Origin of the sequence: Grimontia indica (genome assembly GCF_000333895.2) — a bacterium.
GTDB lineage: Bacteria > Pseudomonadota > Gammaproteobacteria > Enterobacterales > Vibrionaceae > Enterovibrio > Enterovibrio indicus.
Genome location: NZ_ANFM02000012.1, coordinates 38,492 through 52,511 on the forward strand (window position 1 = coordinate 38,492; position 14,020 = coordinate 52,511).

The following is a 14,020-nucleotide window of genomic DNA, read 5'->3' on the forward strand; positions in this document are numbered from 1 at the left end:
AGAGTTAGTTCTTCTCTTGTTTTGACTGTGGCTGCAACACGGTCGTGACGCGACTGCTGTCATCACTTTCTGCAACCAGCAATTGTTTGTCGATGTTGTAGGTGATCTTCTGGCCTTCTACCTGGTTACCACCTTCCTGAGTCAACACGGCATTGCGCTTCATGGTCAGGAAGCTTTTGCCGGTTTCATAACGAAGGTCGAACGCTTCACCATTGATTTTTTTGCCATCATCCATGGTCTGTTCGAAAGTGGCCGGCTTACCGTAGGCATCGATCACTTCCACACCTTCCTCGCCACTTGGGCGGGTCACGACAACTTTGTCAGCATTCAGACGGATAGAGCCCTGACGCAGATAAACATTGCCCGTGAAAATCACGGTGTTGGTGTTTAGGTCGAGGTTTTGCGAGTCGGAATCAATATAGATTGGCTGCTCGGAATCTGTTGACAGCGCCATCGCAGTGCCTGACAACAGCATCAATACCATGGCAAAAAATTTAGTTCTTTTGTTGTTCATACCTGCTCTTCACTTGGTCAATCAGTTCCATTTGGTGGGAGCCAAAATTGCCTTTTACTCTCTCGCCACGGGTTTGCAGACCCACACCGGTAATTTCAGTTTCTGTGTCTGACCAGAAATCACGGGTGACGAGATCCAGAGTAAGTTCTTCAGTGGTGACAACTTTGATTTGAGCGTCTGGTAACAGGTTAAAAATCCTGACCCGACCCGTCATCACCAGGGTTTTAGTATCTTCAAGAACCGCAAATTCGGAACTGACACGCCACTCTTCCTCTTCCCCGTTACTATATGTCCAAAGTACAGGCTCGTTAAAGTGGGTCTCGTCGAGTTGCTGATAGTTCTCTACATGCACGGATTCAATACGGTAGCTTCGGATCCCTTGCATGTTGTAAGTGGTGGAGTTGATGTTATCCGCCGTAAACAGGGGCTTTTCAGCATCCGGTGCAACTTGTACCTCCGCTTCCCAGTAGTGCTGGGTTAGCAGGTAGTACCCTGCATAACCACAGACGGAGAGAAGGGCAACGATACCAAGGCGTTGCAACATCATATACTGAGTCCTTTATGCGCATCGAGTTCCCCGCGCGCCTCAAGAATCAAATCACAAACTTCACGCACGGCACCGTAACCACCCGGCGTGCGGGTGACCAAATCTGCGCGTTTCGCCAAAAGGGGATGGCCGTCGTTCACACAAACAGACAGGCCGACCTGAGACATGACCGCCCAGTCAATAAGATCGTCACCGATGTAGGCTGTTTGCTCAGCAGGCACGCCCAAGCGGTTGACGAGATCCTCATAAGCTGAGGCTTTGTCATCCTGGCCCTGATAAATATGCTTGATGCCCAAAGCGCCCATACGACGTTCAACGATGGCCGATTTGCGGCCAGTAATGATGGCGATTTGGACACCGGCATTCATCAGCGATTTTACGCCGTAGCCGTCACGGGTATGGAAGGCTTTCAGTTCTTCACCATCATTACCCATGTAAATGCGGCCATCTGAGAACACTCCGTCTACATCGCAAATCAGCAATTTGATGTCACGGGCTCGTTCCACTAATTCAGTAGATACAGGGCCATACAGGGTTTCTGTCATGGGTTGCATTACATCACTCCAGCTTTCAGCAGATCGTGCATATTCAGTGCGCCAATCAGCTTGTCATTATCTGTGACCAGCAATCCGTTGATTTTCTTCTCTTCCATTAGCTTCAGGCCTTCAGCGGCCAGTACATCTGGGCCAATCAGTGTTGGCTTTTGGCCCATTACTTCGCCGATTTCGGTGGTATGGACGTCGATACGCTGATCCAGCAGTCGGCGCAGATCGCCATCGGTAAAAATACCAAGCACAGCGTCGCTGTCGTCAACAACTGCGGTCATGCCAAGGCCTTTGGCAGACATTTCCAATAGCGCATCACGGATGGAGTCGTTTGGCGAAACTTTTGGCAGTTTGTCGCCGGAATGCATGACATCAGCAATACGCATCAATAGCTTGCGACCCAATGCGCCGCCTGGATGGGACAGGGCAAAATCGTCGGCTGTAAAGCCTTTGGCTTGCATCAGTGCTACCGCCAATGCATCACCCATCACGAGGGTTGCTGTGGTGCTGGAAGTGGGAGCAAGTCCAATCGGGCAGGCTTCTTTTGGTACTTTGATACAAAGGTTGATTTGCGCCAGTCGCGCCATGGTTGAAGAAGGATTGCTCGTCATGGTGATGAGCGCAATACCGCGGCGTTTTACCACTGGCAACAGTGTGATGATCTCCGAGGCTTCACCGGAGTTTGAAATCGCCAGAACCACATCACCTTTTTCAATCATGCCCAGATCGCCATGGCTGGCTTCACCAGGGTGAACAAAGAAAGAAGGCGTGCCAGTACTTGCCAGTGTCGCAGCAATCTTGTTACCAATGTGGCCGGATTTCCCCATGCCCATCACAACGACTTTTCCTTTTGCTTCAAGAATAAGCTTGCAGGCGTTATCAAAGTCTTCATTGATGTACTGCTCAAGCTGGACGATGGCGTCCAGCTCAGTTTTCAGTGTTGCAATGCCTGCTTGGCGAAAATCAAAAGTCATAGTCAGTCCGGTTATGCCGCAAGATGCGAGAACAGGTAGCCTTGGTAACCCACGAAGCAAACGAGAAGTGCAATGCCTTCCCAGCGGTTGATAGTACGCGCTTTACCGACTGCAAACAGGAACAGCAATACAGACAGTGCGAGCATGACATAAAAGTCACGATCCATCGCCAACGGGTTAATGGCCGATGGCGCCAGTATACCCGGAATGCCCATTACCGCGAGAATATTGAAGATGTTAGAGCCGATGATGTTGCCCACCGCCAGATCGTCTTCGCCTTTCATCACACCGGCAATCGATGCTGCCAGTTCAGGAAGGCTGGTGCCGACGGCGACGATTGTCAGACCAATCACCAGGTCGCTCATACCAAAGGCTTTTGCAATGATAACGGCAGAATCAACCACCATGTCTGCGCTGAAAATCAGAAGCACCAGACCAACAACAACCCAGATACCCGCGGAAACGTTACTGACGCCTTCAGGAATTTCAGACTCCTGCTCAGCGAGCATAGGATCTTCTTCTCCACTCTCACGGCCAAACTTCATCATCAAAAGCAGGAAGCCCGCAAAAAACACGGCGAGGAGCACACCTTCAAAAAAGCTCAGGTAGTTGTTCCACAAAATAGCGCCTGCCAGCACAGTCACGCCTAACATAAGCGGTAACTCGCGGCGGAGGATGCCGGAACTGATAGCGAGTGGTTTAATCAAAGCTGTTACACCCAAAATCAGGGCGATGTTGGCAATGTTTGAACCGAGCACATTACCCACTGCCGTGTCGGTTTTCCCGCTTAATGCTGCGGTTGCCGACACTACCATTTCTGGCGCAGAGCTTCCCATGGCCAAAATAGTCATACCGATGACGAGTGGAGAAATGCCCACATTACGGGCGATAGCGGCTGCTCCGTAGACCAGTCTGTCAGCACTCCATACCAACAAACACAAGCCCACGACGAGAATGGCGGTCGCTTCAAACATTTAGATACCTTCAGAATTAGCTGGGGCTAAGAACAATACAAAAGGGCAATTTTGACCGCTAATTGAGTAAAAGTGAAGGAAAAGGACGGATGAGTTTCAGCAAGCTTCTCTTTATTCGCCAGACAATGAGGTATCTTCCAGCGTGTAGCCTCGTCCTTGATTCACAAAATAATAAAAAACCATACAAAGTAAAGGTAAAAATGAGCGACCGTTTCTAGCCTAAATGAGTGATCTTAATTCCAGTGGATGCATATAGGAAAAGACAGCGAATGTCTGAGAATTGATAGTTTTCTAATAAAGATTTTGCAAATGAATGGTGTACAATTACTTGTTTTGCCATTGTCTCACCTCTATGATCGGGCAATTAACGCTCAAGGATAACAACGTCAAAGGGCCTTGATGAGTACTACAAATCTGGTTGAAGTGAACAACCTGACTTTTTCGCGTGGCGAGAGAGTGATTTTTGACAATGTCAGCCTTACTGTTCCCGTTGGAAAAGTAACGGCAATCATGGGGCCGTCTGGTATCGGTAAGACAACCCTGTTGAGACTGATTGGCGGGCAACTTCAGCCAGAAAATGGCACTATCGAATTCGCTGGTCAAAACATCCTGACGCTTTCGAGAAGCAAGCTTTACGATGTGCGCAAGCGCATGAGCATGCTTTTCCAGTCCGGCGCGCTGTTCACTGACATGACGGTCTTCGATAACGTCGCTTTTCCACTACGCGAACACACTGAACTTTCAGAATCCCTGATCAAAACCATTGTGCTGTTAAAGCTTGAAGCGGTTGGCTTGCGAGGAGCTGCCGACTTGATGCCAAGCAGTCTTTCTGGCGGTATGGCAAGGCGAGCGGCGTTGGCTCGTGCGATTGCACTCGATCCCGAACTGATTATGTTCGATGAACCCTTTGTGGGTCAGGACCCGATCACTATGGGTGTCTTGGTTTCCCTTATCCGCAATCTCAATCAGGCACTGGGTTTGACTTCTATTGTGGTCTCTCACGATGTGCCTGAAGTGATGAGCATTGCGGATCATGTCTATTTGCTGGCCGATGGCAAGATCATCGCATCGGGCTCTCCGCAGTCTTTACGTGACAATCCTGATCCCCGAGTCAGTCAGTTTCTTCAAGGCGATGCTGATGGTCCTGTGCCGTTTCGTTACCCGGCCAAAGATATCAAACAGGAGCTTTTCTCGTGATTGTAAGCATGGTGCAGGCAATCGGCGCCCGCGCGATGGCGGTGTCCCAGACCATGGGACGTGCGACCTTTGTGCTGCTAGGTGCGCTGATCGGCAAACCTCAACCAAGAAAAATGTTCCCGTTGTTGCTGACCCAGATTTATTCCGTGGGTGTGCGCTCACTGGCGATCATCATGGTGTCAGGTCTCTTTATCGGCATGGTATTGAGCCTACAGGGCTATCTGGTACTGGCCGACTTTGGCGCGGAAAGTTCTCTTGGGCAAATGGTAGCGTTGTCGCTACTACGGGAGCTTGGCCCGGTCGTGACTGCACTCTTATTCGCGGGCCGCGCAGGCTCAGCGTTGACGGCAGAAATCGGCTTAATGAAAGCAACAGAACAGCTTTCAAGCCTTGAAATGATGGCAGTTGATCCGCTCCGCCGTGTGGTTGCACCACGTTTTTGGGCGGGTGTCATCTCCATGCCGCTTCTGGCAATGATTTTTATGATGGTGGGCATCTGGGGCGGACAGCTCGTAGGTGTTGACTGGAAAGGTATTGATTACGGCAGCTACTGGGCGGTGATGCAATCATCCGTTGAGCTGGGTTACGACATTGGACAGTCTTTTATTAAGAGTCTGGTGTTTGCCATTACCGTGACCTGGATTGCTTTGTTTAATGGTTACGATGCGATCCCTACTTCAGAAGGGATCAGCCGAGCCACTACACGTACCGTTGTGCATTCGTCTTTAGCAGTGTTGGGATTGGATTTTGTCCTCACGGCACTGATGTTTGGGAGCTAATTAAATGCAACAAAACCGAAAAACAGAATTTTGGGTAGGCACATTTGTCATAGCCGGTATTGCCGCGGTGCTGCTGCTCATTTTTCAGGTCGCTGATGTCAAAAGCTTTTCGCGGTCTGAACACTACTCACTCGAAGCGCATTTCGACAACATTGGTGGTCTGAAGGTTCGCTCCCCAGTGAAAGTGGGCGGCGTTGTGGTGGGTCGTGTTAGTAACATCGCTCTGACGGCGCCGGATTATATTCCAACCGTGACGATGGACATTGAGCGCAAATATGGCTATTTCCCAGAAACCAGCTCGGCGGCGATTCTGACGTCAGGGCTTCTGGGTGAGCAGTACATTGGTATTCGCCCAGGCTTTCTGGATGAGGATATTGATGTCCTTCAGGATGGCGACTTGTTGGAAGATACACGCTCAGCGATGGTGTTGGAGGACTTGATTGGTCAGTTCCTTTACAGCGTCGGTGGGTCTGAGGAGTAAAAGTCATGAAAAAGTGGTTTGTTACGCTTTTCGCAGCGCTGACTGTTGCGATTTCATCGGTCTCTTTTGCGGGCCAAATTGATGCGAAAGATCCTTATCTTCTGATCAATAGCGTGGCGGAAAACGCGTTTAGTCGCTTGAAAGCCGATAAAGATCAGTACATCGAAAACCCAGAGCTTTTGCGCGTTGTGGTCAAAGAGGAGTTGATGCCATATATCAATGTCCGTTACGCCGCACTGAAAGTGTTGGGCCCACAGGCGCGTAAAGCCAGCAAAGAAGAGCGAGACCTTTTCACTGATGCTTTCTATGACTATCTCGTAGCATCGTATGCCCAGATCCTGACGCAATATACCGATCAGGAAATCAATGTGGAACCAGCTAAGAAAATAGATGCCAAACGTAAAGTGGTGTCTGTCCGCGTTGATATTCTGGACAAAGCCCGCCCACCAATCCGTCTGGATTTTGCCCTGCGTAAAAACGGCAAAACGGAAGAGTGGCAAGGCTTTGATGTACAGGTTGAAGGTGTGAGTATGCTGGACACCAAAACCAGCGAATGGAGCGGTGAACTTCGTCGTAATGGCATCGAAGACGTCGCCAAACAACTGATTGAACGCGCGAAAGCGCCTATTACCCGTGATGAGAGCGCATCGTGAGTGAAGCATTATCACTTCAGCAACTCACAAATGGGCATTACTGCTTGTCAGGAGAGCTTGATCGTGACACAGTTCCAGCATTTTGGAGCCGCCGCGCCGATTGGCTGCCGTCAGACAAGCAGGTTGTACTCGATCTGTCTTCGTTAAAACGTGTCGATTCGGCGGGTATGGCAATGTTGCTCCACTTGCAGCAAGAACTCAACGACAGACAACAAATCCTGATGTTGAGTAACACTCCTTCGCAGCTTAGCGTCTTGCTGCAGCTGAGCAACGTGGAAAGTCTTTTTACTGATGAAAGTGCATCGGTTGACGGGGAATAGTTGTGGAACCTACTGAAATCAAAGCCATTCTAGAGCAAGCTCTAACGCTGGAAGAAATCCATGTTAAAGGTGACGGCAGTCACTTCGAAGTGATCGCAGTTGGCGATATGTTCGATGGCATGTCACGCGTGAAGAAACAGCAGACTATTTATGGCCCACTGATGGAACACATCAGAACCAATGCAATCCATGCTCTTAGCATCAAAGCGCTGACCCCAACTGAGTGGGCGCGCGACAAAAAACTGATGCAACCGCTATAAGTTCACGAGGAACAGCATGCAAAAATTCCGTGTCCACGGTGGTGGCCCACTGCGTGGTGAAGTCACAATTTCAGGTGCCAAGAATGCGGCACTGCCTATTTTGTTTGCCGCGCTGCTGGCTGAAGAGCCTGTAGAAGTCGCGAACGTTCCTAAATTGCGTGATATCGACACTACCATGGAGTTGTTATCACGTTTGGGTGCCAAAGTATCCCGCAACGGTTCTGTTCACGTTGATGCCAGTAACATTAACGAATTCTGTGCACCTTACGATCTGGTGAAAACCATGCGTGCATCTATTTGGGCGTTAGGCCCACTGGTTGCTCGTTTTGGTAAAGGTGAAGTGTCATTGCCGGGCGGTTGTGCCATCGGCGCACGTCCGGTTGACCTGCATATTCATGGTCTGGAGCAACTTGGCGCGACCATTACACTGGACGAAGGTTACGTGAAAGCCCATGTTGATGGCCGCCTGCAAGGTGCGCACATCGTTATGGATAAAGTCAGTGTTGGCGCAACAGTGACCATCATGTCTGCGGCAACGCTGGCAGAAGGTACCACAGTGATTGAAAATGCAGCGCGTGAACCTGAGATTGTGGACTGTGCGAAGTTCCTGAACACACTGGGTGCGAAAATCACTGGTGCAGGTACTGACGCTATCACAATTGAAGGTGTTGAGCGCTTGGGCGGTGGTTATCATGAAGTGGTTGCTGACCGTATTGAAACTGGCACATTCTTAGTCGGAGCGGCGGTATCTGGCGGTAAGGTGATGTGTCATAACACCTCACCAAAATTGATGGAAGCGGTGCTGGCTAAGCTGGAAGAAGCAGGTGCACTAGTGGAAAGTGGTGAAGACTGGATTTCGCTGGACATGACAGATCGCGAGCTGAAAGCAGTGAATATCCGTACGGCTCCACATCCGGGTTTCCCAACCGATATGCAGGCGCAATTTACACTGCTCAACCTGATGGCGAAAGGCACCGGTATCATCACAGAAACGATTTTTGAGAACCGTTTCATGCATGTGCCAGAGCTGCAACGCATGGGGGCTCACGCTGAAATCGAAGGTAACACTGTGGTTTGTGGTGATTGCGATGGTCTGAGTGGTGCTCAGGTGATGGCAACTGACCTGCGTGCTTCTGCGAGCCTTGTGATTGCTGGTGCGATTGCAAAAGGTGAAACTATCGTTGACCGTATTTATCATATCGATCGTGGTTACGAGCACATCGAAGATAAGCTTAAAAAGCTGGGTGTCAGCATTGAACGTTTCAGTGACTAATTGCTGATAGCAATAGATGAAGAGAAGGCCACTTAAGAAGTGGCCTTTTTTGTTTTTTTGAACTGGTGGGTAGTGTGTCTACTGAAGTTTTTCTTCGCCAATCGTGACTATGACATCAATAGGTTGACCGTTTCTGATCACCTTGAAAGGGACTTTTGTGCCAGGGCGGATATCAACCACGATATCCAGGGCATTGCGGACACTGCTAACAGGCTTTTCATTTATCGCGATTATCAAGTCATTGACCTTAAGTCCCGATTTTTCCGCAGGCCCATTCGGGTCCATGCTTCCCACCATCACGCCGCTTAATTGTTCCGCATCAAGAAGTCTTGCCATTACAGGGTTCACTTCGCGTCCTTCCACACCAATGTAGCCGCGGATAACCCGACCATCAGCGATCAGTTTCTGCATAATCTTCAATGTGAGGGAGTAAGGAATAGCAAAAGAAATGCCATAGGTATCTACATCGGTGGCTTGCTGGAATGATGCGGTATTGATACCGACTAACTCGCCCCGGCTGTTGACCAAGGCTCCGCCAGAGTTACCTTTGTTGATCGCCGCATCGGTTTGCAGGAAGTCCTGCTGGCGGTTAAAGCTCATTCCCGCACGACCTGTTGCGGAGATGATGCCGAAGGTCGTCGTTTGACCAAGGTTGTAGGGGTTTCCTATAGCAAGTACCACGTCACCGACGGCAGGTTCATAGCTATCGTTAAATGGGATCACAGGCAGGCTATCTAGCTCAATCTTCAATACCGCCAAGTCGGTACGTTGATCTTTACCTACCAGTTGCGCAGTACTGATACGGCCATCCTGCAACGCAACAATGATTTGGTCAGCTCTGGCGACTACATGGTAGTTGGTCACAATGTAGCCTTTATCGCTCATAATGACGCCGGATCCAAGCCCTTCGGCATTGAGCTGCAAGCGGTTTTCGGCGCTATAACGGCGGGTGTAGATATTCACAACGGCAGGGGAGGCACGTCGGACGGCATAGTTATAGGAAATCAGGTTGTTGTTGGCTTCAAACGTGGCAAGTGTCGCTTCAGGCAACAGCTGGGAACTTCGTAACGAAGGAATGGCAATAAGCAGCACAGCAGCGACCAAAACGCCGTACACCACAGAACGTGCTAAAAAAGCCAGCATGCAATTCCCCATAAAGCAGCGAAATATAAAGCATTGAGAATACCACTGAATGGTCTGTATGAGTAGCTGACAAGGCCGAATAAAGAAAGAGCCTGACACTGTCAGGCTCCTGATTTGAAACACTTTGAGTAAAGCGTTTGCTTAGCGGATCACCAGATACATGGTAGATTCGCCGCGCAGAATGTTAAGCGCCAACACAGACGGTTTGCTCTCAAGTTGCTTGCGCAGATCGCCAAGGTTTTTCACCTTGTTTCGGTTCAGCCCCACTATCACGTCGTCCTGCTTTAAGCCATAGCGGGCGGCGATAGAGTCTTTTTCGACACTTGAAACGCGAACCCCGGACACTTTGCCTTCTTTATAGTTTTCCAGCTCAGCGCCTTTGAGCGCTTCATGCAGGGTTTCAGCATTGGCTTTGGCAAGGCTGGCTTCTTTCAGCTTAGCGGTAACTATTTTCTCTTTACCGTCACGAATAATGCCAAGCTTCACGTCTTTGCCCGCGCCCAGCGTCGCGATTTTTGCTCGAAGTTCACCGAAGCTGCGAATTTCTTTACCGTTTACGGAAACGATAATGTCACCGGCTTCGATACCTGCTTTTTCTGCGGCCGAGTCAGGTACGATTTGGCTGACAAAAGCGCCATGGTTTGTTTCATAACCAAATGCTTCTGCGAGCTCTGATGTTAGTTCGCCACCTTGCACGCCCAGCACGCCGCGTTTCACTTCACCAAATTCCAGAATCTGATCGACGAGGTTTTTCGCCATATTCACGGGAATGGCAAAGCCAATACCGACATTACCGCCGTTCGGACCAAGAATAGCGGTGTTAATGCCGACCAGTTCACCATTCAGGTTAACCAGCGCGCCACCGGAGTTACCGCTGTTGATCGCCGCATCAGTCTGGATGAAGTTTTCAAAATTTTCGACATTCAAACCACTGCGGCCCAGTGCTGAAATGATGCCTGAAGTGACGGTCTGACCAAGGCCAAATGGGTTACCAATCGCAATGGCGAAATCCCCAACACGCAGCGCATCTGAATCAGCAAGCTTGATTTCAGTCAGATCATCCGCTTTTTCCAGCTTGAGTAATGCGACGTCAGACATGCCATCGCTGCCGATAAGCTCCGCATCGTATTCGCGGCCATCGTGCAATTGAACACGGATTTTATCTGCACCATCAATCACATGATGGTTAGTGATCACATACCCTTTGTCTGCGTCAATAATGACACCCGATCCCAAGCCACGGAATGGACGCTCTCTGACTTGTTCAGAAGGAAAGTCCGGGCCAAAGAAGAAACGGAAAGATTCAGGAATGCGTTGTTTTGATGTGTGGCTGCCTTCCACAGCAATACTGACGACTGCTGGGCTCACAGCTTCAAGCATAGGCGCAAGGCTAGGCAGACTCTCACCGGCAACCGCGGCTGGTAATGCTGCAGTTGTCGGCAAGGCTGTCATGGTTGTACTAACGGCAAGTGCAATCGCACTTAAAGTAAGCAAAGACTTCTTTTTCATAAACACACTCCCCTCTATAGGTACGTTTTAAGAGTGGGGGTGGGTCAAAAAAGTTCAATGCCCCGTTATTTGATATTTGTGATCGAGTTAACTCGCTTTGCTGGTTTCTTTTTGGTCTTTCAGCAAACCTGACGCGCCATCAGAATAGTCGCGAGGCGGCTCTTGAGAAGGTTCTTGCTCTTCAGTCACTTCCGACAGTTTGCTGATGCGTTTTGCAAAAGGATTGTCCTGCTCAGGCAAATTCGGCATTAATTCTGCTGAAGTGTTGGCCATGTGTTGATACAGCTTACTGTAATCGCGGGAGATATTGTCGAGCAGCTCTGCGCTCTGCGCGAAGTGGTCTACCAACTCCTGACGATACTGTTCCAATTCATAGCGCGACTTCTCTAACTCTTTTTTCAGATCTTTTTGTTGAGAATTATCACGCATTGTCAGGCGGGCAATAATGAAGCCAATGACAATACCAATGATCACAAATACCAGCGTGTTGATCCAAGCCATAAGTGCTCCTTAACTTATTCCAACCGGTTGGATAAATTGCAGTTTTTTTGCCGATGAAATGGCAATCAAAAGAAAACTACAAACCCCTTAATACTCTTGGTTTACTATACATGCCAAGATAGACGCATGGTACTATTGATTTTGAGAACGCCACGGGTGCAAGTGAGAGCTAGGTTCAAGGATGACACCACTAGAGCAATACCATAACGACTTACAAAGACCGGACTTTTTTGAAGATGCTTCCCAACGCAATGCGGTTGAGAAACTGGAAGATCTTTATCATCGCCTGATAAAGAGGGCGCATGCGCCGGTTGAAAAACAAGGCTTTCTGGAATCCCTGTTTAAGAAGAAAACGCCAGTGAAAGCACCGGAAAAGGGTCTTTACTTCTGGGGTGGTGTTGGCCGTGGGAAAACTTATCTCGTTGATACCTTCTTCGAAAGCCTGCCGTTTGATAAGAAACTGCGGATGCACTTTCACCGCTTTATGCACCGTGTCCATCACGAGTTGAAGCTCCTTGATGGCGAGCAGGATCCTTTGCAGAAGATTGCCGATAAGCTCGCCGATGAAGCCCATATTCTTTGTTTTGATGAGTTTTTCGTTTCTGATATTACAGATGCGATGATATTAGGGACGCTGATGGAAGCTTTGTTTGAGCGTGGGATCTGTTTGGTGGCAACGTCAAATATTGTTCCAGATGAACTCTACCGAAACGGCTTGCAACGTGCTCGATTCCTTCCTGCCATCGCCCTTATTAATCAGCATTGCGAAGTGGTGAACGTTGATGCGGGCACGGATTATCGCTTACGAACGTTGGAGCAGGCAGAGATCTTTCATTTTCCTTTAGATGAAGCTGCAGGCGAAAACCTCAAAGAGTACTTCTATAAGCTGGCCACCGAGCCATGTCATGAATCACTGGAAATTGAAATTAACAACCGAAAGCTGATCGCCGAGCGTGAAGCTGAAGGGGTAGTTCACTTTGAATTCGCCACGTTATGCGATAGTCCGCGTAGCCAATCTGACTATATAGAGATAGCTCGCCTTTACCACACGGTTTTACTGGCAAACGTACCGCAAATGGGCCTCTCAAAGGATGATGCTGCGCGTCGATTTATCGCGATGGTCGATGAATTCTACGAAAGACACGTGAAACTTATCATTTCCGCTGAGGTCGCCTTGAATTCACTGTACACAGATGGGCGCTTGTCATTCGAATTTAAGCGCTGCATTTCGCGTTTGAAGGAGATGCAAAGCCATGATTACTTGGCTTTGGAGCATCTTCCATAACCAGTCTTGCGGTAATGACAGTATTGATAAAAATCCAATGGAGAAAAAGTCAGGACTTTTTTTGAAAAAAAGGTGATTTTTTCTCCACCCTTCCTTATAATCCTGCGACCCACCGTTACTGTTGAAAGGCTTCGGCCGAGGGAACCACCACTCGAAGGGGTGCTGAATGGGCTCTTAACAGTGGGAGCGAGAGCTCCTTAAGTGAAATCTAAATTTATCGGGTAATTATTAGCATGAAAACATTCGTTGCTAAACCAGAAACTGTAAAACGCGACTGGTACATTGTAGACGCAGAAGGTAAAACTCTGGGTCGTATCGCAACTGAAATCGCATCTCGTCTGCGTGGTAAGCACAAGCCGGAGTACACTCCGCACGTTGACACTGGTGACTACATCGTAGTTATCAACGCGGAAAAAGTTAAAGTAACTGGCGCGAAAACTACTGACAAGATGTACTACCACCACTCTGGTTTCATGGGTGGCATCAAGTCAATCAGCTTCGACAAACTGATCGCTAAGAAACCAGAAATGGTTATCGAGCTTGCTGTTAAAGGTATGCTACCACGCGGTCCTCTAGGTCGTGCAATGTACCGTAAACTGAAAGTTTACGCGGGCGCAGAGCACAAGCACGCGGCACAACAACCGCAAGTACTGGACATCTAAGGGGACTTCAAAATGGCAGAACAATACTACGGCACAGGTCGTCGCAAAAGCTCCGCAGCTCGTGTATTCATCAAGCCGGGCAGCGGTAACATCGTAATCAACAAGCGTTCTCTGGAAACCTACTTCGGTCGTCCAACCGCTCGCATGGTTGTTATGCAACCTCTTGAGCTGGTAGAGATGACTGAGAAGCTGGACCTGTACATCACCGTTGCTGGTGGTGGTATCTCTGGTCAAGCAGGTGCGATCCGCCACGGTATCACCCGTGCGCTGATGGAATACGATGAGACTCTGCGTCCTGCACTGCGCGCAGCTGGCTTCGTTACTCGTGACGCACGTCGCGTTGAACGTAAGAAAGTTGGTCTGCGTAAAGCACGTCGTCGTCCACAATTCTCTAAGCGTTAAT

The 14,020-nt window shown here is 49.2% G+C and carries 18 protein-coding genes; 10 read left to right on the plus strand and 8 right to left on the minus strand.

Annotation, left to right across the window (positions count from 1 at the left end):
- Window positions 1–4: 4 nt before the first annotated feature.
- From lptA to D515_RS06850, 5 genes are read right to left on the minus strand one after another with little or no spacing between them, the layout of a single operon-like run.
- Window positions 5–514 carry a lipopolysaccharide transport periplasmic protein LptA gene (gene lptA, locus D515_RS06830; protein ID WP_002537307.1) on the minus strand — a complete coding sequence of 170 codons (510 nt, stop codon included), beginning with the start codon at window positions 512–514 and terminating at the stop codon, window positions 5–7.
- Complete coding sequence (gene lptC / locus D515_RS06835; RefSeq protein WP_002537308.1) at window positions 495–1,061, minus strand: LPS export ABC transporter periplasmic protein LptC; 567 nt, start codon at window positions 1,059–1,061, stop codon at window positions 495–497. The genes lptA and lptC overlap by 20 nt, the downstream gene beginning before the upstream one ends.
- Window positions 1,058–1,615, minus strand: coding sequence for a 3-deoxy-manno-octulosonate-8-phosphatase KdsC (gene kdsC / locus D515_RS06840; protein WP_002537309.1), 558 nt, complete (start codon window positions 1,613–1,615; stop codon window positions 1,058–1,060). The genes lptC and kdsC overlap by 4 nt, the downstream gene beginning before the upstream one ends.
- A complete protein-coding gene (gene kdsD / locus D515_RS06845; RefSeq protein ID WP_420835369.1) occupies window positions 1,615–2,586 on the minus strand; it encodes an arabinose-5-phosphate isomerase KdsD in 972 nt (323 codons plus the stop codon). The genes kdsC and kdsD overlap by 1 nt, the downstream gene beginning before the upstream one ends.
- A gap of 5 nt (window positions 2,587–2,591) precedes the next feature.
- Window positions 2,592–3,554: a calcium/sodium antiporter gene (locus D515_RS06850; protein WP_002537311.1), complete on the minus strand. Its 963-nt coding sequence runs from the start codon at window positions 3,552–3,554 to the stop codon at window positions 2,592–2,594.
- A 399-nt stretch (window positions 3,555–3,953) separates the two neighbouring features.
- On the opposite strand from D515_RS06850, the gene mlaF reads away from it, so the two are divergent.
- Genes mlaF through murA form a run of 7 tightly spaced genes read left to right on the plus strand, consistent with a single transcriptional unit; the run spans window position 3,954 to window position 8,517 of the window.
- Window positions 3,954–4,751 carry a phospholipid ABC transporter ATP-binding protein MlaF gene (mlaF, locus tag D515_RS06855; RefSeq protein ID WP_002537312.1) on the plus strand — a complete coding sequence of 266 codons (798 nt, stop codon included), beginning with the start codon at window positions 3,954–3,956 and terminating at the stop codon, window positions 4,749–4,751.
- An 8-nt stretch (window positions 4,752–4,759) separates the two neighbouring features.
- Window positions 4,760–5,530: a lipid asymmetry maintenance ABC transporter permease subunit MlaE gene (mlaE, locus tag D515_RS06860; protein WP_192815500.1), complete on the plus strand. Its 771-nt coding sequence runs from the start codon at window positions 4,760–4,762 to the stop codon at window positions 5,528–5,530.
- Window positions 5,531–5,534: 4 nt separating this feature from the next.
- Window positions 5,535–6,011, plus strand: a complete 477-nt coding sequence (gene mlaD / locus D515_RS06865; RefSeq protein ID WP_002537314.1) for an outer membrane lipid asymmetry maintenance protein MlaD — start codon at window positions 5,535–5,537, stop codon at window positions 6,009–6,011.
- Window positions 6,012–6,016: 5 nt separating this feature from the next.
- Window positions 6,017–6,664: an ABC transporter substrate-binding protein gene (locus tag D515_RS06870; RefSeq protein WP_002537316.1), complete on the plus strand. Its 648-nt coding sequence runs from the start codon at window positions 6,017–6,019 to the stop codon at window positions 6,662–6,664.
- Window positions 6,661–6,984, plus strand: coding sequence for an STAS domain-containing protein (locus D515_RS06875; RefSeq protein ID WP_002537318.1), 324 nt, complete (start codon window positions 6,661–6,663; stop codon window positions 6,982–6,984). The genes D515_RS06870 and D515_RS06875 overlap by 4 nt, the downstream gene beginning before the upstream one ends.
- Before the next feature lie 2 nt (window positions 6,985–6,986).
- Window positions 6,987–7,244, plus strand: a complete 258-nt coding sequence (gene ibaG / locus D515_RS06880; protein ID WP_002537320.1) for a BolA family iron metabolism protein IbaG — start codon at window positions 6,987–6,989, stop codon at window positions 7,242–7,244.
- 16 nt (window positions 7,245–7,260) lie between these two features.
- A complete protein-coding gene (murA, locus tag D515_RS06885) occupies window positions 7,261–8,517 on the plus strand; it encodes a UDP-N-acetylglucosamine 1-carboxyvinyltransferase (RefSeq protein WP_002537322.1) in 1,257 nt (418 codons plus the stop codon).
- A gap of 78 nt (window positions 8,518–8,595) precedes the next feature.
- Here the strand turns inward: murA and degS are convergent, their stop codons facing one another.
- From degS to zapG, 3 genes are all read right to left on the minus strand, one after another.
- The gene (degS, locus tag D515_RS06890) at window positions 8,596–9,660 is read right to left on the minus strand and encodes an outer membrane-stress sensor serine endopeptidase DegS (protein WP_002537324.1); all 1,065 of its coding nucleotides are present in this window, start codon (window positions 9,658–9,660) and stop codon (window positions 8,596–8,598) included.
- 141 nt (window positions 9,661–9,801) lie between these two features.
- Window positions 9,802–11,169 (minus strand): Do family serine endopeptidase, encoded by a 1,368-nt coding sequence (locus tag D515_RS06895; RefSeq protein WP_002537327.1) that lies wholly within the window; start codon window positions 11,167–11,169, stop codon window positions 9,802–9,804.
- Between the two features lie 87 nt (window positions 11,170–11,256).
- The gene (zapG, locus tag D515_RS06900) at window positions 11,257–11,670 is read right to left on the minus strand and encodes a Z-ring associated protein ZapG (RefSeq protein ID WP_002537329.1); all 414 of its coding nucleotides are present in this window, start codon (window positions 11,668–11,670) and stop codon (window positions 11,257–11,259) included.
- A gap of 181 nt (window positions 11,671–11,851) precedes the next feature.
- Here zapG and zapE point away from each other — a divergent pair, with 181 nt between their 5' ends.
- From zapE to rpsI, 3 genes are all read left to right on the plus strand, one after another.
- On the plus strand, window positions 11,852–12,955 hold the full coding sequence (gene zapE / locus D515_RS06905; RefSeq protein WP_002537331.1) for a cell division protein ZapE: 1,104 nt from the start codon (window positions 11,852–11,854) through the stop codon (window positions 12,953–12,955).
- Between the two features lie 233 nt (window positions 12,956–13,188).
- A complete protein-coding gene (gene rplM, locus D515_RS06910) occupies window positions 13,189–13,617 on the plus strand; it encodes a 50S ribosomal protein L13 (protein ID WP_002537332.1) in 429 nt (142 codons plus the stop codon).
- Between the two features lie 12 nt (window positions 13,618–13,629).
- Window positions 13,630–14,019, plus strand: coding sequence for a 30S ribosomal protein S9 (gene rpsI, locus D515_RS06915; protein ID WP_002537334.1), 390 nt, complete (start codon window positions 13,630–13,632; stop codon window positions 14,017–14,019).
- The last annotated feature ends 1 nt before the right edge of the window (window position 14,020 follow it).

Bases quoted from the DNA above. Each gene is read 5' to 3' on its own strand.
- lptA (WP_002537307.1), bottom strand. From the start codon at position 514: ATGAACAACAAAAGAACTAAATTTTTTGCCATGGTATTGATGCTGTTG.
- lptC (WP_002537308.1), bottom strand. From the start codon at position 1,061: ATGATGTTGCAACGCCTTGGTATCGTTGCCCTTCTCTCCGTCTGTGGT.
- kdsC (WP_002537309.1), bottom strand. From the start codon at position 1,615: ATGCAACCCATGACAGAAACCCTGTATGGCCCTGTATCTACTGAATTA.
- D515_RS06850 (WP_002537311.1), bottom strand. From the start codon at position 3,554: ATGTTTGAAGCGACCGCCATTCTCGTCGTGGGCTTGTGTTTGTTGGTA.
- mlaF (WP_002537312.1), top strand. From the start codon at position 3,954: ATGAGTACTACAAATCTGGTTGAAGTGAACAACCTGACTTTTTCGCGT.
- mlaE (WP_192815500.1), top strand. From the start codon at position 4,760: ATGGTGCAGGCAATCGGCGCCCGCGCGATGGCGGTGTCCCAGACCATG.
- mlaD (WP_002537314.1), top strand. From the start codon at position 5,535: ATGCAACAAAACCGAAAAACAGAATTTTGGGTAGGCACATTTGTCATA.
- D515_RS06870 (WP_002537316.1), top strand. From the start codon at position 6,017: ATGAAAAAGTGGTTTGTTACGCTTTTCGCAGCGCTGACTGTTGCGATT.
- murA (WP_002537322.1), top strand. From the start codon at position 7,261: ATGCAAAAATTCCGTGTCCACGGTGGTGGCCCACTGCGTGGTGAAGTC.
- degS (WP_002537324.1), bottom strand. From the start codon at position 9,660: ATGCTGGCTTTTTTAGCACGTTCTGTGGTGTACGGCGTTTTGGTCGCT.
- D515_RS06895 (WP_002537327.1), bottom strand. From the start codon at position 11,169: ATGAAAAAGAAGTCTTTGCTTACTTTAAGTGCGATTGCACTTGCCGTT.
- zapG (WP_002537329.1), bottom strand. From the start codon at position 11,670: ATGGCTTGGATCAACACGCTGGTATTTGTGATCATTGGTATTGTCATT.
- zapE (WP_002537331.1), top strand. From the start codon at position 11,852: ATGACACCACTAGAGCAATACCATAACGACTTACAAAGACCGGACTTT.
- rplM (WP_002537332.1), top strand. From the start codon at position 13,189: ATGAAAACATTCGTTGCTAAACCAGAAACTGTAAAACGCGACTGGTAC.
- rpsI (WP_002537334.1), top strand. From the start codon at position 13,630: ATGGCAGAACAATACTACGGCACAGGTCGTCGCAAAAGCTCCGCAGCT.